The sequence below is a fragment of the Pseudomonas grimontii genome (assembly GCF_007858185.1).
Classification (GTDB): Bacteria; Pseudomonadota; Gammaproteobacteria; order Pseudomonadales; family Pseudomonadaceae; genus Aquipseudomonas; species Aquipseudomonas grimontii.
The window spans coordinates 220,060-236,978 of the sequence record NZ_VFES01000001.1 but is presented as its reverse complement, the minus strand read 5'-3'; the positions used below and the strand labels follow the sequence as shown (position 1 = coordinate 236,978).

Sequence of the window (16,919 nt, the reverse complement as noted above, 5' to 3'; positions counted from 1 at the left end):
ACGTTACATACCTTTGACGGCGTAGATCCCATTGGCGTTGCGCCAGTAGCCTTTGTAATCCATGCCGTAACCGAAGATGTAGCGATCGATGCATGGCAGGCCGACGAAATCGGCTTTCAACTCTGGACGGGCCTTGCGGTCGTGGTCTTTGTCGATCAGCACGGCGGTGTGCACTTTACGTGCGCCAGCGTGTTTACAGAAGTCGATGATCGCACCCAGGGTGTGGCCTTCATCGAGGATGTCATCGATGATCAGCACGTCGCGGTCGATGAACGAGACTTCCGGCTTGGCTTTCCAGAACAGGTCGCCTCCAGTGGTTTCGTTGCGATAGCGAGTGGCGTGCAGGTAGGACGCTTCCAGCGGGAATTGCAGGTGAGTCAGCAATTTTCCGGCGAAGATCAGGCCACCGTTCATCACGCAGAAGACCACCGGGTTGGTGTCGGCCATGTCGCGGGTGATGTGTGCGCCAACCTTGGCGATCGCTGCTTCGACTTGCGCTTCGGTATACAGGCAGTCAGCCTCGCGCATGATTTGACGGATATGCTCGAGATCAGCGGACATGGCGCTCTCCAAGGGGTGCTGTGGCAAGAAAAGCGGGCAAAGGTACGCATGTGAGGCGCAACGATCAAGCCTTAATGGACTAACGTACTAGATGTCTATAGGACAACACCCTCGGATAGATTAATCTAGGCCGGTTTTTTTGCCCGCCGCCGGAGCCTTTCCCATGCCCACTCGCGAGATCCGCCACCCGCTGATCCGACACAAACTCGGCCTTATGCGCCGTGCCGACATTAGCACGAAGAATTTCCGTGAGCTTGCTCAGGAAGTCGGAGCGCTGCTCACTTACGAAGCCACCAAAGATTTGCCTCTGGAAACCTACGACATCGAAGGTTGGGCGGGTACCGTCCAGGTCGAGAAAATCGCCGGTAAGAAGATCACCGTGGTGCCGATCCTGCGCGCCGGTATCGGCATGCTCGAAGGCGTGCTCAGCTTGATTCCGGGCGCCAAGGTCAGCGCCGTCGGCGTAGCCCGCAACGAAGAAACCCTGCAGGCCCACACCTACCTGGAAAAACTCGTACCGGAAATCAACGAACGCCTGGCCATGATCATTGACCCGATGCTCGCCACCGGCAGCTCCATGGTTGCCACCATCGACCTGCTGAAAAAAGCCGGTTGCCGGGACATCCGCGCCATGGTGCTGGTGGCCGCGCCCGAAGGCATCGCCGCCGTCGAGAAAGCCCACCCGGACGTGCAGATCTACACCGCCTCCATCGATGAGCGCCTGAACGAACACGGCTACATCATCCCAGGCCTGGGCGATGCCGGTGACAAGATCTTCGGCACCAAGCAGAAGGACGCGTGAACATGCAGGATGAATTCAACGACCCGCTTTGGCGCCAGATCCTGTCTGGCGCACAAATGCTCTTCGTAGCATTTGGCGCGCTGGTGTTGATGCCGCTGATCACAGGTCTGGATCCAAACGTCGCACTGTTCACCGCTGGCCTGGGCACGTTGTTGTTCCAGGTGGTGACGGGGCGGCAGGTGCCGGTATTCCTGGCGTCGAGCTTTGCCTTCATCACCCCGATCATTCTCGCCAAGGACCAGTTCGGCCTGGCGGCGACCATGGGCGGGGTGATGGCAGCCGGTTTTGTCTATACCTTCCTCGGCCTGGCCGTGAAGATCAAAGGCACCGGCTTCATCGACCGCCTGCTGCCACCCGTGGTGATCGGCCCGGTAATCATTTCCATCGGCCTGGCCATGGCACCGATTGCCGCGAACATGGCGATGGGTAAATCCGGCGATGGCGCCGAGTTGATTCATTACCAGACAGCGATGATGATCTCGATGCCTGCGCTGCTGACCACGTTGATCGTGGCGGTGTTCGGCAAGGGTATTTTCCGCCTGGTGCCGATCATCTCCGGCGTGTTGGTGGGATTTGCCATGGCGTTCTACTTTGGCGTGGTCGACACGGCAAAGATCGCCGCAGCACCGTGGTTCGCCCTGCCCCACTTCACCGCGCCGGAGTTCAACTGGCAGGCGATCCTGTTTATCGTCCCGGTGGCCCTGGCCCCAGCGATCGAACATATCGGCGGTGTGATTGCAGTGGGCAGCGTGACCGGTCGCGACTACCTGAAGAAACCTGGCCTGCACCGCACCTTGCTCGGTGACGGTATCGCCACCACGGCAGCCGGCCTGTTTGGCGGCCCGCCGAACACCACCTACGCCGAAGTGACGGGCGCGGTGATGCTGACCAAGAACTACAACCCGAAGATCATGACCTGGGCGGCGGTGTTTGCCATCAGCCTGGCGTTCATCGGCAAGTTCGGTGCACTGCTGCAAAGCATCCCGGTACCGGTGATGGGCGGGATCCTGTGCCTGCTGTTCGGCTCGATTGCCGCGGTGGGGATGAACACGTTGATCCGCCACAAGATTGACCTGGGTGAAGCGCGCAATCTGGTGATTGTGTCGGTGACCCTGGTGTTCGGCATTGGCGGCGTATTGGTGGGAACCGGGACGGGTCCGGATGACTTCGGTCTGAAGGGCATCGCCCTGTGTGCGGTGGTAGCGATTGGTTTGAACCTGCTGCTGCCGGGCAATGATGGCTGGAAGAACAAGAAGCCGGATGAGCCGCTGATCTAACTGCCAATACAAACCAATGTGGAAGGGGGCTTGCCCCCTCCCACATTTGATTTCAGCGCCCGTTAAAGCTCGCCGAGACCATCGATCAGCGCCTGGTTCTGCTCCGGCGTACCGATGCTGATCCGCAGGAACTGGGCAATCCGCTCCTGCTTGAAGTGCCGCACGATCACCCCCTGCTCACGCAGCTTGGCCGCCAGGCCGGCAGCGTCGTGCCGTGGGTGGCGGGCAAAGATGAAGTTGGCCGCTGACGGCAACACTTCAAAGCCCTTGCCTTCCAATTGCGCGACTAGCTTGTTACGGCTGTCGATCACCAACTGGCAAGTCTTCTCGAAATACTCACGGTCCTCGAACGCCGCCGCCGCGCCGACAATCGCCAGGCGATCCAGCGGGTAGGAGTTGAAGCTGTTCTTGACCCGCTCCAGCGCTTCGATGAGGTCCGGGTGGCCCACGGCGAGGCCTACACGCAAGCCGGCCAGTGAGCGTGACTTGGACAGGGTCTGGGTCACCAGCAGGTTCGGGTAGCGGTCCACCAGGCTGATGGCGGTTTCGCCGCCAAAGTCGATATAGGCTTCATCAACCACCACCACCGAATCCGGGCTGGCCTTGAGGATCTGCTCCACGGCATCCAGCGCCAGGACGCAGCCTGTCGGTGCGTTCGGGTTGGGGAAGATGATCCCGCCGTTGGGCCTGGCGTAGTCGGCCACGCGGATCTGGAACTGCTCGCCCAACGGCACCGGGTCGGACTGGATGCCGTAGAGACCACAGTACACCGGATAAAAGCTGTAGCTGATATCCGGGAACAGCAGCGGCAGTTCGTGCTGGAAAAGGCCGTGAAAGATGTGCGCCAGGACTTCATCGGAGCCGTTGCCGAGGAACACCTTGCTGGCGTCGATCGCGTAATACTTGGCCACGGCCTGCTTGAGCAAGTCGCTGTTGGGGTCCGGATACAGGCGCAGGTTGTCGTTCAACTCGGCCTGCATCGCCGCCAGCGCCTTGGGCGATGGGCCGTAGGGGTTTTCATTGGTGTTGAGCTTGACCAGCTTGGTCAGCTTCGGTTGCTCGCCGGGCACGTAAGGCACGAGGTCCTTGACGAAGGGGCTCCAGAATTTGCTCATGTGTTATTTCCCCTCTTCCAGGATTCGATACTCGGCACTACGGGCGTGGGCGCTCAGGGATTCACCACGGGCCAGCACCGAGGCAGTCTTGCCCAATTCGGAAGCGCCTTGTGGCGAGCAGAAGATGATCGACGAGCGCTTCTGGAAGTCATACACCCCCAGCGGCGACGAGAAGCGCGCGGTACCGGAAGTCGGCAGCACGTGGTTAGGACCGGCGCAGTAGTCACCCAGCGCTTCGCTGGTGTGGCGGCCCATGAAGATCGCACCCGCATGGCGAATCGACGGCAGCCAGGCCTGTGGATCGGCCACGGACAGCTCCAGGTGCTCCGGCGCGATACGGTTGGCCACTTCGATGGCCTGCTCCATGTCACGCACCAGGATCAGCGCGCCACGACCATTGATCGACTTCTCGATGATCTCGGCGCGGTCCATGGTCGGCAGGAGCTTATTGATGCTGGCGGCGACCTTGTCGAGGAACTCGGCGTCCGGGCTGACCAGGATCGCCTGGGCGTCCTCGTCGTGCTCGGCCTGGGAGAACAGGTCCATGGCGATCCAGTCCGGGTCGGTCTGGCCGTCGCACACCACGAGGATTTCAGACGGGCCGGCGATCATGTCGATCCCCACCTGGCCGAACACATGGCGCTTGGCGGTAGCAACGTAGATGTTGCCGGGGCCGACCACCTTGTCGACCTTCGGCACGCTTTCGGTGCCATAAGCCAGGGCGGCAACCGCCTGGGCACCGCCGATGGTGAACACGCGGTCGACACCGGCAATGCAGGCGGCAGCCAGTACCAGCTCATTGATTTCACCGCGCGGGGTCGGTACCACCATGACCACTTCGGTCACGCCGGCAACTTTGGCCGGGATCGCGTTCATCAATACTGAGGACGGGTAAGAAGCTTTGCCGCCCGGTACGTACAGACCCGCACGGTCCAGCGGTGTGACCTTCTGGCCCAGCACCGTGCCATCGGCTTCGGTGTAGCTCCAGGAATCCTGCTTCTGTTTTTCGTGGTAGCTGCGCACTCGGGTCGCGGCGACTTCGAGGGCTTCGCGCTGCGGCGCGGTGATGCGCGTCAGGGCCAGTTCCAGGCGTTCGCGAGGCAGGATCAGGTCGGACATGGACTTGACGTCCAGACCGTCGAACTGGCGGGTGAAGTCCACCAGCGCCGCGTCACCGCGCTCGCGCACGGCCTTGATAATGTCGAGCACCCGCTGGTTGACCGAGTCGTCGGACACGCTTTCCCAGCTCAGCAGATGATCCAGATGATGGGCGAAATCCGGGTCGGCAGCGTTGAGTCGGGCAATTGCAGTGGACGTGGTCATAGCGAGGGCCTCAATAGAATTGGCAAAAACTCAGGCGCCCTAAACTAGCAGTCGTTTCCGCTTGGGCACCTGAGAATTCTGGCTATGAGGCGGATAGACGGGCGCGGCTTTTCAGCTACGCGGGTGAGTCAACCGCGGTGTCGAGACTCCACTGCCTTGCGCAGGGTGTCGATCAACGCCTGGATACGGGCGTGCTGCATCTTCATCGACGCTTTGTTGACGATCAGCCGAGAGCTGATGTCGGCGATAAAGTCCTGTGGTTCGAGACCGTTGGCACGCAGGGTGTTGCCGGTGTCGACCACGTCGATAATCTTGTCGGCCAGGCCGATCAGCGGCGCCAGCTCCATCGAGCCGTAGAGCTTGATGATGTCGACCTGGCGGCCTTGCTCGGCGTAGTAGCGCTTGGCGACGTTGACGAACTTGGTGGCCACGCGCAGGCGGCCTTTGGGCTCAACATCACCGACACGGCCGGCCGTCATCAGCTTGCACAGCGCAATGCGCAGGTCCAGCGGCTCGTACAGGCCTTGGCCGCCGTATTCCATCAGCACGTCTTTACCGGCGACACCGAGGTCGGCCGCGCCATGTTCAACGTAAGTTGGCACGTCGGTAGCCCGTACGATCAGCAGGCGAACGTCGTCCTGGGTCGTGGGGATGATCAGCTTGCGGCTCTTGTCCGGATTCTCGGTCGGCACGATGCCCGCTTCAGCCAGAAGCGGCAAAGTGTCGTCAAGGATGCGGCCCTTGGACAGTGCGATGGTCAACATGGGAAACGTCAGTCCTTCATCAGGCTATTGCTGTCCGGTCGCAAACGGCGCCAGACACAGATCGAGACCATGACAGCCTCGATTTGAAACAAACCAGTGTATGTAGGAGCGAGCTTGCTCGCGAAAAACGTCAACGATAACGCGTTTATTCAGACTCAACGCGGTGCCCACGAGTTCTTCGCGAGCAAGCTCGCGCCTACAATGCAGTGGGGACTAGCCCGGTACGCGGCGGATTTTCGCGCCGAGCATCTGCAGTTTTTCCTCGATGCACTCGTAACCACGGTCGATGTGGTAGATGCGGTCGATCAGGGTATCGCCTTCGGCGATCAGCGCCGAGATCACCAGGCTGGCCGAAGCGCGCAGGTCGGTGGCCATGACTGGCGCGCCCTTGAGCTTCTCGGTGCCGGTAACGATGGCGGTGTTGCCTTCGACCTGGATCTTCGCGCCCATGCGGTGCAGTTCATAAACGTGCATGAAGCGGTTTTCGAAGATGGTCTCGATCACTGCACCGGTGCCTTCGGCAATCGCGTTCAAGGAGATGAACTGCGCTTGCATGTCGGTTGGGAACGCCGGGTATGGAGCGGTACGCACGTTAACGGCTTTTGGCCGCTTGCCATGCATGTTCAGCTCGATCCAGTCTTCACCGGTGGTGATTTCGGCACCGGCTTCGCGCAGTTTTTCCAGGACCGCTTCCAGGATGGTCGGATCGGTGTCCTTGACCTTGACGCGACCACCGGTGACGGCGGCAGCAACCAGGTAGGTACCAGTCTCGATGCGGTCCGGCATCACTTTGTAGGTGGCCGGGTGCAGGCGCTTCACACCGTCGATGGTGATGGTGTCGGTGCCGGCGCCGGTGATGTTGGCACCCATGGCGATCAGGAAGTTGGCCAGGTCGACCACTTCAGGCTCGCGCGCAGCGTTTTGCAGCACACTGCGGCCGTTGGCCAGGGCAGCGGCCATCATGATGTTCTCGGTACCGGTCACGCTGACGGTATCAAAGAAGAAGTTCGCGCCGCGCAGGCCGCCTTCCGGCGCCTTGGCCTTGATGTAGCCGCCTTCGACATCGATGGTCGCGCCCATGGCCTCAAGGCCACGGATGTGCAGGTCCACCGGACGCGAGCCAATGGCGCAACCACCAGGCAATGCGACTTCGGCTTCGCCGAAACGGGCGACCATCGGGCCCAATACCAGGATCGACGCACGCATGGTTTTCACCAGTTCGTACGGGGCGATCAGGGTCTTGATGGTGCGCGGATCGATTTCGACTGACAGTTTCTCGTCGATTACCGGCTCAATACCCATGCGACCAAACAGCTCGATCATGGTGGTGATGTCGTGCAGGTGCGGCAGGTTGGCTACGGTTACCGGGCCATCGCACAGCAGGGTCGCGGCCAGGATTGGCAAGGCAGAGTTTTTCGCACCGGAAATGCGAATCTCGCCATCAAGGCGGGCACCGCCGGTAATAATCAATTTATCCATAAGAATCTCGACGCCTTGGGGGCTCAGGTGCGCTCGGCCCAGGCCGCGCGGCTGAAAAATTTCATAGTGACCGCATGGATGCTGCCATCGGTGATCCACGGGTTCAAATGGGCATAGATCTGCTGCTGACGCTTGACCGGGCTGAGTGCCGCCAGTTCATCGCTAATCACGTTCAGCTGGAAGTTGCAGCCTTCGCCTTCAACTTCTACGTTCGTATCCGGCAGCTTTCCTTCAAGAAAGCTCTTAACTTCTAGGGCCTGCATGATCAACCTCTATCGGCGCCCAGTGCGCACGGGTCGCACATCATACAAAAAAGCCCCGCGCCTGCGAACCCCGCATAGCAGGACTCTGACGGGGGGCTTCATCGATAATGTGTATTAAGGATGTGCCAACAGCTCGGTCAAACCGGAAACCTCGGCAATTTCGCGCATGTCTTCAGGTAATGCACGGATGCTGACCGGTTTTTTGGCCGCTTCGGCATCGCGCATAAAGCACAGCAGCAGCGATAAGCCGACGCTGCTGGACTTGGTCACAGCCGAGCAATCGAGCACCAACGCAGGGGCGGCGCTGGTCTTGATCAGCGCCTGGCCCTGCTTGCGCAGGTCAGGCCCGGTGCGGTAATCCAGCACGCCGCTGAGGAACAGCTCGCCAGCGTCACCGAGACGAACACCCGACTCGGTCATTGCGCAGGCTTCCCGGCAGCTTTGTCGGTCTCTTCCTTGGCCTTGGCGACTTCACCGGCCCAACCATTGATGGTTTTGTCCAGGTCGTTGCCATTGCGCTGCATGGCGTCGGCGAACTGGTCACGGAACAGCTTGCCGATGTTGATACCGTTGATAATCACGTTGCGCAGCTTCCACTCGCCATTGATCTTCTCCAGCGTGTACTGCACCGGGTAGACAGCGCCGTTGGAACCCTTGACGCTCATGTTGACGCTGGTGCGATCACCCGACTCATCCCCGGCGGGAGCGACGGTAATGCCCTGGTTGTTGTACTCAAGCAAAGCGTTGCCATAGAACTGGAAGAGGCCACGCTTGAAGTTTTCCTGGAACGTTTGCATTTGCGCAGGGGTGGCCTTGCGCGAATACTTGACCGTCATGATGCTGCGCGAAATACCTTCAGCATCGACGACCGGACCGACGATGGTATTCAGCGCTTCGTAGAATTTGCTCGGGTCTTGCTTGTACTGCTCTTTATTGGCAGTCAGGTCAGCCAACATCTTGTTGGTAGTGTCCTGCACCAGTTCGTGCGCAGAACCTGCTGCGTTGGCCATCAACGGCAGCGCTGCAAGCAGTACCAGGAGGCCACGTCGCAAGGTAGAGATCATGTACAGATTCCTCATTTGGCGTCTTTATTGACCGTATTGAGCAGGAATTTACCGATCAGGTCTTCAAGCACCAGCGACGACTGAGTGTCGTGGATGGTCGAACCATCCTTGAGCAGGGCTGTTTCCCCGCCCACGCTGACACCGATGTACTTCTCGCCCAGCAGACCCGCAGTGAGGATAGATGCAGTGGAGTCGGTCGGCAGATTATCGACCTTCTTGTCCAGTTGCATCGTCACTCGCCCGGTGAAGCTATCGCGATCCAGATCGATTGCCGTGACCTTGCCGATGGTCACACCGGCCATGGTCACTTTAGCTCTGACAGTCAAACCGGCGATATTGTCGAAGTACGCGTAAAGTTTATAAGTATCGGCGGTGGGGCTGGCCGAAAGGCCGCTGACTCGCAGGGCCAGCAACAGTAAAGCCAGGATGCCAGCCAGCAAGAAAAGGCCGACACCGATTTCCACAGTGCGGTTTTGCATCAGAAATCTCCAAACATCAAGGCGGTCAAAATGAAGTCAAGGCCCAGTACTGCCAGTGAGGCGTACACAACGGTCTTGGTGGTGGCGCGACTGATCCCTTCTGAAGTGGGCTCACAGTCATAGCCTTGGAATACGGCGATCCAGGTCACTACAAAGGCGAAGACGATGCTCTTTATGATGCCGTTGAGCACGTCACCGTTGAAGGTCACGCTGTTTTGCATGTTGGCCCAGTAGGAACCCTCGTAGACGCCCAGCCAGTCCACCGCCACCCACGAACCGCCCCAGATACCGACCACGCTGAAGATCATCGCCAGCAAAGGCAGGGAAATAAAGCCGGCCCACAGGCGCGGGGCAACAATGTACTTGAGCGGGTCCACGCCGATCATTTCCAGGCTGGACAACTGCTCGGTGGACTTCATGTTGCCGATTTCGGCAGTCAACGCGGAACCCGCGCGACCGGCGAACAGCAACGCGGTCACGACCGGCCCCAGCTCACGCAGCAGCGTCAGGGCAACCATCTGCCCCACCGCCTGCTCCGAACCGTAGCTGGACAGGATATTGAAGCCCTGCAACGCCAGCACCATCCCGATGAACACCCCGGAGACCACAATGATCACCAGGGACATCACGCCCACCGAATGCAGCTGCTTGATCAACAGGCCAAAGCCGCCACCAATGCCGCCGCGGCCAAGCAAGGCGTGAAACAGGAAAATCGTCGAGCGGCCCAGCACTTCGACGATGTCGATACCGGAGCGACCGAAAAGGCGAACCTTCTCGATAAGAGATGTCTTGCGCATCAGCGCTTCCCCAGAAGGTCTGAGCGGTAATCCGCTGCCGGAAAGTGGAAAGGCACAGGGCCATCGGGATCGCCGGTCATGAATTGGCGAATACGCGGGTTGTCGGCGTTCATCAGTTCTTCTGGCGTGCCCTGCCCCAGCACCTGGCCATCGCCGACTACATAGAGGTAATCGGCAATGCTCGCGGTTTCTGCAAGGTCGTGGGAAACCACAATGCTGGTGATACCCAACGCGTCGTTGAGCAAACGGATCAAGCGCACCAGCACGCCCATGGCAATCGGATCCTGGCCGACGAAGGGCTCGTCGTACATGAGGATCTGCGGGTCGAGGGCGATGGCACGCGCCAGGGCCACACGACGCTTCATACCGCCGGACAGTTCGTCGGGCATCAGGTCGATGGCGCCGCGAAGGCCTACGGCCTGCAATTTCAGCAACACAATGTCACGAATCATTTCGTCGGACAGCTGGGTATGTACCCGCAGCGGAAACGCCACGTTCTCGAACACATCGAGGTCGGTAAACAGCGCACCGCTCTGGAACAGCACGCCCATATGCTTGCGCGCGTCGAACAGATCACTGCGCGACAGCGTCGGCAGGTTCTGGCCGTTGACCCACACCTCACCGGCGCTGGGGCGCAATTGCATGCCCATCAGACGCAACAGCGTAGTCTTGCCGCAACCGGACGGACCCATGATGCCCGTGACCTTGCCGCGGGGAATGCGAATATCGACGTTATTGAAGATGCTGCGCGTCCCGCGCTTGAAGGTCAGTCCCTTCAGCTCGACCGCGTAGGCGTTATCGGCACTCATCTAAACTCCTTGGGATGCAGCCTCTCACTCAGACACCATGCATGCGACAAACGTTTGCAACGGTGACGCATATAGATAGCCACATGGGCTGGGCGAACCGAACTGGCGGCGAACTATATCACTGCTGGTACAAGGCGCCCAAGGCCGGAACAGCGCTAGTTCAGTTTAGGGACAGGGAAAAACCGTTGCGGGCTATGTTACTGAGGATCGATCTCAGGCATCCGTTGAATAAAGCCTGACGAACTTGCGTGAGGGATTTGATCATTACCGCTATAATCGCCGACTTTTCGTCAGGCTATACGACTTCAGACATGAGCCAATCCAGCGACCTTATTCAATCCGCACAACGCACCATCCGCCTCGAAGTTGAAGCCGTGGAAGGCTTGCTGGCCCATATCGACGCAGATTTCGTACGCGCCTGCGAGATGATTCTGGCCAGCAAGGGCCGCGTTGTCGTGGTCGGCATGGGCAAGTCGGGCCACGTCGGCAACAAGATCGCCGCCACCCTGGCCAGCACCGGGACCACCGCATTTTTCGTGCATCCTGCCGAAGCCAGCCATGGCGACATGGGCATGATCACCAAGGATGACATCATCCTGGCACTATCCAACTCCGGCACCACCAACGAAATCGTGACCCTGCTGCCACTGATCAAGCGCCTGGGCATCAAGATGATCAGCCTCACCGGCAACCCGGACTCTACGCTGGCCAAGGCCGCCGACGTGAACCTGAATGTTCACGTGGACCACGAGGCCTGCCCGCTGAACCTGGCGCCGACCTCCTCCACCACCGCCGCCCTGGTCATGGGCGACGCCTTGGCCGTGGCGCTGCTGGAAGCCCGCGGATTCACCGCTGAAGACTTCGCGTTTTCCCACCCTGGTGGCGCCCTGGGCCGCCGCCTGTTGCTGAAAGTGGAAAATGTCATGCACTCGGGCGACGAATTGCCTCACGTCCAGCGCGGTACCCTGCTGAAGGACGCGCTGATGGAAATGACCCGCAAGGGTTTGGGCATGACCGTCGTCCTGGAAGCCGATGGACGCCTGGCCGGGGTATTCACTGACGGTGACTTGCGCCGCACCCTGGACCGCACCATCGATATCCGCACCGCGACCATCGACGCCGTGATGACCCCACATGGCAAGACTGCACGCCCTGAAATGCTGGCAGCCGAAGCATTGAAGATCATGGAAGACCACAAGATCGGCGCGCTGGTGGTGGTCAATAGCGACGACCACCCGGTTGGCGCCTTGAACATGCACGACTTGCTGCGTGCAGGAGTGATGTAAATGACCAGCGACCTGTTGCAACGCGGCAAAAACATCAAACTGGCGATTTTCGACGTTGACGGCGTGCTGACCGACGGCCGCCTGTACTTCCTCGAAGACGGCAGCGAATTCAAGACGTTCAACACCCTAGACGGCCAGGGCATCAAGATGCTGATGGCTGCGGGCGTGCAAACGGCGATTATCAGCGGCAGAAAAACTCCCGTTGTGGAACGCCGCGCACAAAACCTCGGTATTCCTCACCTGTATCAGGGCCGCGAGGATAAACTGGTGGTTCTGGACGAGCTTCTTGGCCAACTCAACCTAAGCTATGAGCAGGTCGCCTACCTGGGCGATGATCTGCCCGACTTGCCGGTCATTCGCCGAGTGGGCCTGGGCATGGCCGTTGCCAATGCGGCGACGTTTGTTCGCGAGCACGCCCATGGCATCACCATTGCCCGTGGCGGCGAAGGTGCCGCCCGCGAGTTCTGTGAACTGATCCTGCGAGCCCAGGGCAGTCTTGAAGCGGCCCACGCCGCCTACCTATAGAGCGTTTTATGCTGAGTAAAAAGATTCGCAACTTCCTGCTATTCGGAGTCATCGCCGCGCTGTTCCTTGCGGTGGGCTACTGGAATATCAGCCCGGGGCGCTTCCTCGACCAGCCTGCGGCGCAGGTTGACGGAGGGGCTATCGACTATTACGCAACCAATGCCTACAGCGTGCAGTTCCTGCCCGACGGCAAGGTGCAGTACGAGATGACCTCGGACAAGGTCGAGCATTTGAAGGCTACCGAAGTCACCCTGCTGACCAACCCGGACCTGAACCTCTACCGCGGCACCGAGTTCCCATGGCATGTCACGAGCAAGCGTGGCGAGGTGAATCCGGACGGCACCGAGGTAGAACTGATTGACTCGGTACGCGTCGCGCGTACTGACGCCAAAAACCGTGACACCGTGATTACCAGCAGTCGCATGACCGTATTCCCACAGAAGCAATATGCGCAGACCGAGCAAGACGTTAGAATCGACGGCGCTGGCGGTGTATCGACTGGCAAGGGAATGAAAGCGTATTTGAAAGAAAGCAGGATACACCTGCTATCGAACGTAAGAGGACAGTATGAGGCTCGTTAAAACTCTCCCTATTTTGCTCGGTCTGGGCGCAGCACTGGGAAGCGTGAGCGCCTGGGCTCTGCCGAACGATAGCCAGCAACCGATCCACATCTCGGCTGACGATGCGCAGCTGGATGACAAGCAAGGCGTCGCCACCTACACCGGCGGCGTGATCATCACCCAGGGCTCGATGAAGATCACCGGCAACACGGTGACACTGACGCGCACCCAGGCGGGCGATATCGACGTGGTGACGTCGGTGGGCAACCTGGCTTACTTCGAACAAAAGCAGTCAGCTACCGATACCGGCCCGATGAAGGGCTACGGCAAGACCATCCAGTATCACGCCCAACAGAATCGCATCGTGCTGATCGACCAGGCCAAGGTGCTCAGCCCCGATGGCAACTCCACGGAAGGCGAAAAGATCACCTATGACACCGTGAAGCAGATCGCCAACGCCGGTCGCGCCAATGGCAGCAAAGTCACCGCGCCACGCCCACGTATCGACATGGTTATCCAGCCGAAGAAGAAGGCCGAGTAATGGCAACCCTGAAAGCCCAGCATCTGGCCAAGGCCTATAAAAGCCGTCAGGTCGTGCGCGACGTCAGCCTGTCGATCGACAGCGGCCAGATCGTCGGCTTGCTTGGCCCCAACGGCGCCGGCAAGACCACATGCTTCTACATGATCGTCGGCCTGGTCCAGGCGGACCAAGGTCGCGTCCTGATCGACGACCTGGATGTGAGCCACCAGCCAATGCACGGCCGCGCCCGTGCTGGTATCGGCTATCTTCCGCAAGAAGCGTCGATCTTCCGCAAGCTGTCGGTATCCGACAACATCATGGCCATCCTTGAAACCCGCAAGGAACTCGACCGTGACGGCCGCCGGAAAGAATTGGAAAGCCTGCTTCAGGAATTCCACATCAACCACATTCGCGACAACCTTGGCATGAGCCTGTCCGGTGGCGAGCGACGCCGCGTGGAAATCGCCCGCGCCCTGGCCACTGCCCCCAAGTTCATCCTGCTGGACGAACCGTTTGCCGGCGTCGACCCCATCTCGGTCGGCGACATCAAGCAGATCATCCATCACCTCAAGGCAAAGGGCATCGGTGTGCTGATCACCGACCATAACGTGCGTGAGACCCTCGACATCTGCGAAACCGCCTATATCGTCAACGATGGTCAGCTGATTGCCGAAGGCGACTCTGCCACCATCCTGGCCAACGAGCTGGTCAAGGAAGTGTACCTGGGTCACGAGTTCCGCCTGTAAAGCCGCCTGCAAAAACAAGGCGGTGGCAGGTCGCTTGCCTGATGCGCGGGAGTCAATGAAAACCTCCGGATTTTTATTGTTACCGCGCTCTAGGCAAAGCCCCCGATATCAGGCATATAATTTGCTTATGTTTGGCGCTCACGCGCCCTGTCGTGGATGGCGCATTGCGCCGGCGAATAAGGTGTTAAGCCCCTGCCATGAAACCATCGCTAGTCCTGAGAATGGGCCAGCAGCTGACGATGACACCGCAGCTGCAACAGGCCATCCGCCTGCTCCAATTGTCGACCCTGGACCTGCAACAGGAAATCCAGGAGGCCCTGGAGTCCAATCCGATGCTCGAACGCCAGGAAGAAGGCGACGACTTCGATAATGCAGACCCGCTGGCTGACAACATCGAGCAAAAACCCAATTCCGACGTACAGGAACCCTCCTACCAGGAAACCGCCCCCACGGTGGACAACCTTGAGGAAGGCGATTGGAACGAACGTATTCCCAACGAACTCCCGGTGGACACCGCCTGGGAAGACGTCTACCAGACCAGCGCCAGCAGCCTGCCCAGCAATGATGATGACGAGTGGGACTTCACCACCCGCACTTCCGCCGGCGAGAGCTTGCAGAGCCATCTGTTGTGGCAACTGAACCTCGCGCCGATGTCGGACACCGATCGCCTGATCGCCGTGACCCTGATCGACTGCATCAATAACCAGGGTTATCTGGACGAGACGCTCGAAGAGATTCTCGAGGCCTTCGACCCGGAGCTGGACATCGAGCTGGACGAAATCGAAGCCGTCCTGCACCGTATCCAACAGTTCGAGCCCGCCGGCATCGGAGCCCGCAGCCTGAGCGAATGCCTGCTGCTGCAACTGCGTCAGCTGCCTGCCAAGACTCCATGGCTCGCCGAGGCCCAGCGCCTGGTCACCGACTACATCGACCTGCTGGGCAGCCGCGACTACAGCCAGTTGATGCGGCGCATGAAGCTCAAGGAAGACGACCTGCGTCAGGTCATTGAGCTGGTGCAAAGCCTCAACCCGCGTCCAGGCTCACAGATCGAGTCCAGCGAAGCCGAATACGTCGTTCCCGACGTGATCGTGCGCAAGGACAACGAGCGCTGGCTGGTAGAACTGAACCAGGAATCAGTGCCGCGCCTGCGGGTCAACCCGCAATACGCCGGTTTTGTTCGCCGCGCCGACACCAGTGCCGACAACACCTTCATGCGCAACCAGTTGCAGGAAGCGCGCTGGTTCATCAAGAGCTTGCAGAGCCGCAACGAAACCCTGATGAAAGTTGCCACCCAGATTGTCGAGCACCAGCGCGGCTTCCTGGAATATGGCGACGAGGCGATGAAGCCGCTGGTTCTGCACGACATCGCAGAAGCCGTGGGCATGCACGAGTCGACGATTTCCCGGGTGACCACACAAAAATTCATGCATACCCCACGGGGTATTTATGAGTTGAAATACTTTTTCTCCAGTCATGTCAGCACCTCGGAAGGCGGTGAATGCTCGTCCACGGCGATCCGCGCGATCATCAAAAAACTGGTTGCTGCGGAAAATCAGAAAAAGCCGTTGAGTGACAGCAAGATCGCTGGTTTACTGGAAGCACAAGGCATTCAGGTCGCCCGTCGAACCGTCGCCAAGTACCGCGAATCCCTTGGGATCGCGCCTTCCAGCGAGCGTAAGCGTTTGATGTGACGGGCGGGCCACAGCGTTCCAGTGGCGGGTATTCCTACCCGCCGCTTTATGCACTGGCAACGAAGGAGAAGCTGTATGCAAGTCAACATCAGTGGACACCATATAGAAGTCACCCCTCCACTACGCGACTACGTCGAGCAGAAGCTGAGGAAGCTTGAGGGCCATTTCGACAAGATCACCAACGTGCAGGTCATCATGAAGGTCGACAAGCTTCAGCAGAAAATCGAAGCGACACTTCAGATACCCGGCGGCGAAGTGGTCGCCAATGCCGAACATGAAGACATGTATGCATCAATCGACTTGCTCACAGACAAGCTTGACCGCCAACTCAAAAAGCATAAGGAAAAGAATCTGAGCCTGCTTCAGGGCACAGGTCGTTAACTCTCCCCCCATGATCCGACTTGAAACCATCCTGACCCCCGGCCGTTCCCTCGTGAACGTGCCGGGCGGCAGCAAGAAGAAAGCCCTCGAACAAATTGCCAACCTGATCAGCAGCCAAGTGCCTGAACTGGAGATGCAAGATGTCTTCGAGGCTCTGATTGCCCGTGAAAAACTCGGCTCCACCGGTTTTGGCAACGGCATCGCCATTCCTCACTGCCGCCTCAAAGGCTGCGAGACACCTGTCAGCGCCCTGCTGCACCTGGACGCGCCTATCGATTTCGACGCCATCGACGGTGCCCCGGTCGACCTGCTGTTCGTTCTGCTGGTTCCACAGGCCGCCACCGATGCGCACCTGGAACTGCTTCGGCAGATCGCTAGCATGCTCGACCGCAAGGAAGTACGTGACAAACTGCGCAGCGCCAGCAGTAACGAAGCGCTGTATCAAGTTGTTCTGGATGAACAAAACGGGCAGTAATC

21 protein-coding genes are annotated in these 16,919 nt (G+C 59.4%); 10 read left to right on the top strand and 11 right to left on the bottom strand.

What is annotated here, in order from left to right:
* Positions 1-3: 3 nt before the first annotated feature.
* Positions 4-561 carry a hypoxanthine-guanine phosphoribosyltransferase gene (locus FIV39_RS01185; protein ID WP_090409397.1) on the bottom strand — a complete coding sequence of 186 codons (558 nt, stop codon included), beginning with the start codon at positions 559-561 and terminating at the stop codon, positions 4-6.
* A gap of 163 nt (positions 562-724) precedes the next feature.
* Here FIV39_RS01185 and upp point away from each other — a divergent pair, with 163 nt between their 5' ends.
* A complete protein-coding gene (gene upp / locus FIV39_RS01180; RefSeq protein WP_027604798.1) occupies positions 725-1,363 on the top strand; it encodes a uracil phosphoribosyltransferase in 639 nt (212 codons plus the stop codon).
* Positions 1,364-1,365: 2 nt separating this feature from the next.
* Entirely contained in the window at positions 1,366-2,640 is a 1,275-nt protein-coding gene (locus tag FIV39_RS01175; protein ID WP_090409400.1) for a uracil-xanthine permease family protein, read from the top strand.
* 62 nt (positions 2,641-2,702) lie between these two features.
* Here FIV39_RS01175 and hisC read toward each other — a convergent pair whose 3' ends face one another.
* The 10 genes from hisC to FIV39_RS01125 form a co-directional block, all read right to left on the bottom strand.
* Complete coding sequence (hisC, locus tag FIV39_RS01170) at positions 2,703-3,755, bottom strand: histidinol-phosphate transaminase (protein WP_090409402.1); 1,053 nt, start codon at positions 3,753-3,755, stop codon at positions 2,703-2,705.
* Between the two features lie 3 nt (positions 3,756-3,758).
* On the bottom strand, positions 3,759-5,078 hold the full coding sequence (gene hisD, locus FIV39_RS01165) for a histidinol dehydrogenase (protein WP_053131525.1): 1,320 nt from the start codon (positions 5,076-5,078) through the stop codon (positions 3,759-3,761).
* A gap of 128 nt (positions 5,079-5,206) precedes the next feature.
* On the bottom strand, positions 5,207-5,842 hold the full coding sequence (gene hisG / locus FIV39_RS01160) for an ATP phosphoribosyltransferase (protein WP_003188599.1): 636 nt from the start codon (positions 5,840-5,842) through the stop codon (positions 5,207-5,209).
* A 213-nt stretch (positions 5,843-6,055) separates the two neighbouring features.
* Entirely contained in the window at positions 6,056-7,321 is a 1,266-nt protein-coding gene (gene murA / locus FIV39_RS01155; protein WP_024073479.1) for a UDP-N-acetylglucosamine 1-carboxyvinyltransferase, read from the bottom strand.
* 23 nt (positions 7,322-7,344) lie between these two features.
* Positions 7,345-7,584 (bottom strand): BolA family protein, encoded by a 240-nt coding sequence (locus tag FIV39_RS01150; RefSeq protein WP_027604803.1) that lies wholly within the window; start codon positions 7,582-7,584, stop codon positions 7,345-7,347.
* A gap of 114 nt (positions 7,585-7,698) precedes the next feature.
* Positions 7,699-8,004, bottom strand: a complete 306-nt coding sequence (locus FIV39_RS01145; protein ID WP_090409404.1) for an STAS domain-containing protein — start codon at positions 8,002-8,004, stop codon at positions 7,699-7,701.
* Positions 8,001-8,648: an MlaC/ttg2D family ABC transporter substrate-binding protein gene (locus FIV39_RS01140; RefSeq protein ID WP_090409406.1), complete on the bottom strand. Its 648-nt coding sequence runs from the start codon at positions 8,646-8,648 to the stop codon at positions 8,001-8,003. The genes FIV39_RS01145 and FIV39_RS01140 overlap by 4 nt, the downstream gene beginning before the upstream one ends.
* An 11-nt stretch (positions 8,649-8,659) precedes the next feature.
* Complete coding sequence (gene mlaD / locus FIV39_RS01135) at positions 8,660-9,127, bottom strand: outer membrane lipid asymmetry maintenance protein MlaD (RefSeq protein ID WP_003171814.1); 468 nt, start codon at positions 9,125-9,127, stop codon at positions 8,660-8,662.
* Complete coding sequence (gene mlaE, locus FIV39_RS01130) at positions 9,127-9,924, bottom strand: lipid asymmetry maintenance ABC transporter permease subunit MlaE (RefSeq protein WP_090409407.1); 798 nt, start codon at positions 9,922-9,924, stop codon at positions 9,127-9,129. The genes mlaD and mlaE overlap by 1 nt, the downstream gene beginning before the upstream one ends.
* Positions 9,924-10,733, bottom strand: coding sequence for an ATP-binding cassette domain-containing protein (locus FIV39_RS01125; RefSeq protein WP_003171811.1), 810 nt, complete (start codon positions 10,731-10,733; stop codon positions 9,924-9,926). Before FIV39_RS01125 ends, mlaE begins: the two co-directional genes overlap by 1 nt.
* 311 nt (positions 10,734-11,044) lie before the next feature.
* On the opposite strand from FIV39_RS01125, the gene FIV39_RS01120 reads away from it, so the two are divergent.
* The 8 genes from FIV39_RS01120 to ptsN all read left to right on the top strand — a co-directional run bounded on the left by FIV39_RS01120 (position 11,045) and on the right by ptsN (position 16,917).
* The gene (locus FIV39_RS01120) at positions 11,045-12,019 is read left to right on the top strand and encodes a KpsF/GutQ family sugar-phosphate isomerase (protein ID WP_090409409.1); all 975 of its coding nucleotides are present in this window, start codon (positions 11,045-11,047) and stop codon (positions 12,017-12,019) included.
* Complete coding sequence (locus FIV39_RS01115; protein ID WP_090409411.1) at positions 12,020-12,544, top strand: KdsC family phosphatase; 525 nt, start codon at positions 12,020-12,022, stop codon at positions 12,542-12,544.
* A gap of 8 nt (positions 12,545-12,552) precedes the next feature.
* Positions 12,553-13,125: an LPS export ABC transporter periplasmic protein LptC gene (gene lptC, locus FIV39_RS01110; protein ID WP_090409415.1), complete on the top strand. Its 573-nt coding sequence runs from the start codon at positions 12,553-12,555 to the stop codon at positions 13,123-13,125.
* Positions 13,112-13,645 carry a lipopolysaccharide transport periplasmic protein LptA gene (gene lptA, locus FIV39_RS01105; RefSeq protein ID WP_027604809.1) on the top strand — a complete coding sequence of 178 codons (534 nt, stop codon included), beginning with the start codon at positions 13,112-13,114 and terminating at the stop codon, positions 13,643-13,645. Before lptC ends, lptA begins: the two co-directional genes overlap by 14 nt.
* Positions 13,645-14,370 carry an LPS export ABC transporter ATP-binding protein gene (gene lptB, locus FIV39_RS01100; RefSeq protein ID WP_016974288.1) on the top strand — a complete coding sequence of 242 codons (726 nt, stop codon included), beginning with the start codon at positions 13,645-13,647 and terminating at the stop codon, positions 14,368-14,370. Before lptA ends, lptB begins: the two co-directional genes overlap by 1 nt.
* A gap of 197 nt (positions 14,371-14,567) precedes the next feature.
* Positions 14,568-16,061: an RNA polymerase factor sigma-54 gene (locus tag FIV39_RS01095; RefSeq protein WP_017526133.1), complete on the top strand. Its 1,494-nt coding sequence runs from the start codon at positions 14,568-14,570 to the stop codon at positions 16,059-16,061.
* Positions 16,062-16,136: 75 nt separating this feature from the next.
* Positions 16,137-16,442, top strand: a complete 306-nt coding sequence (hpf, locus tag FIV39_RS01090; protein WP_090409416.1) for a ribosome hibernation-promoting factor, HPF/YfiA family — start codon at positions 16,137-16,139, stop codon at positions 16,440-16,442.
* Between the two features lie 10 nt (positions 16,443-16,452).
* Positions 16,453-16,917 carry a PTS IIA-like nitrogen regulatory protein PtsN gene (gene ptsN, locus FIV39_RS01085; RefSeq protein ID WP_027604813.1) on the top strand — a complete coding sequence of 155 codons (465 nt, stop codon included), beginning with the start codon at positions 16,453-16,455 and terminating at the stop codon, positions 16,915-16,917.
* Positions 16,918-16,919 lie beyond the last annotated feature (2 nt).

What these genes read in the sequence shown, in the direction of transcription:
- hisG (WP_003188599.1), bottom strand. Translation starts at nt 5,842, where the DNA reads ATGTTGACCATCGCACTGTCCAAGGGCCGCATCCTTGACGACACTTTG.
- FIV39_RS01140 (WP_090409406.1), bottom strand. Translation starts at nt 8,648, where the DNA reads ATGATCTCTACCTTGCGACGTGGCCTCCTGGTACTGCTTGCAGCGCTG.
- FIV39_RS01115 (WP_090409411.1), top strand. Translation starts at nt 12,020, where the DNA reads ATGACCAGCGACCTGTTGCAACGCGGCAAAAACATCAAACTGGCGATT.
- hisC (WP_090409402.1), bottom strand. Translation starts at nt 3,755, where the DNA reads ATGAGCAAATTCTGGAGCCCCTTCGTCAAGGACCTCGTGCCTTACGTG.
- FIV39_RS01125 (WP_003171811.1), bottom strand. Translation starts at nt 10,733, where the DNA reads ATGAGTGCCGATAACGCCTACGCGGTCGAGCTGAAGGGACTGACCTTC.
- lptB (WP_016974288.1), top strand. Translation starts at nt 13,645, where the DNA reads ATGGCAACCCTGAAAGCCCAGCATCTGGCCAAGGCCTATAAAAGCCGT.
- hpf (WP_090409416.1), top strand. Translation starts at nt 16,137, where the DNA reads ATGCAAGTCAACATCAGTGGACACCATATAGAAGTCACCCCTCCACTA.
- FIV39_RS01185 (WP_090409397.1), bottom strand. Translation starts at nt 561, where the DNA reads ATGTCCGCTGATCTCGAGCATATCCGTCAAATCATGCGCGAGGCTGAC.
- FIV39_RS01145 (WP_090409404.1), bottom strand. Translation starts at nt 8,004, where the DNA reads ATGACCGAGTCGGGTGTTCGTCTCGGTGACGCTGGCGAGCTGTTCCTC.
- FIV39_RS01175 (WP_090409400.1), top strand. Translation starts at nt 1,366, where the DNA reads ATGCAGGATGAATTCAACGACCCGCTTTGGCGCCAGATCCTGTCTGGC.
- mlaE (WP_090409407.1), bottom strand. Translation starts at nt 9,924, where the DNA reads ATGCGCAAGACATCTCTTATCGAGAAGGTTCGCCTTTTCGGTCGCTCC.
- FIV39_RS01095 (WP_017526133.1), top strand. Translation starts at nt 14,568, where the DNA reads ATGAAACCATCGCTAGTCCTGAGAATGGGCCAGCAGCTGACGATGACA.
- upp (WP_027604798.1), top strand. Translation starts at nt 725, where the DNA reads ATGCCCACTCGCGAGATCCGCCACCCGCTGATCCGACACAAACTCGGC.
- mlaD (WP_003171814.1), bottom strand. Translation starts at nt 9,127, where the DNA reads ATGCAAAACCGCACTGTGGAAATCGGTGTCGGCCTTTTCTTGCTGGCT.
- hisD (WP_053131525.1), bottom strand. Translation starts at nt 5,078, where the DNA reads ATGACCACGTCCACTGCAATTGCCCGACTCAACGCTGCCGACCCGGAT.
- lptC (WP_090409415.1), top strand. Translation starts at nt 12,553, where the DNA reads ATGCTGAGTAAAAAGATTCGCAACTTCCTGCTATTCGGAGTCATCGCC.
- FIV39_RS01150 (WP_027604803.1), bottom strand. Translation starts at nt 7,584, where the DNA reads ATGCAGGCCCTAGAAGTTAAGAGCTTTCTTGAAGGAAAGCTGCCGGAT.
- murA (WP_024073479.1), bottom strand. Translation starts at nt 7,321, where the DNA reads ATGGATAAATTGATTATTACCGGCGGTGCCCGCCTTGATGGCGAGATT.
- FIV39_RS01120 (WP_090409409.1), top strand. Translation starts at nt 11,045, where the DNA reads ATGAGCCAATCCAGCGACCTTATTCAATCCGCACAACGCACCATCCGC.
- ptsN (WP_027604813.1), top strand. Translation starts at nt 16,453, where the DNA reads ATGATCCGACTTGAAACCATCCTGACCCCCGGCCGTTCCCTCGTGAAC.
- lptA (WP_027604809.1), top strand. Translation starts at nt 13,112, where the DNA reads ATGAGGCTCGTTAAAACTCTCCCTATTTTGCTCGGTCTGGGCGCAGCA.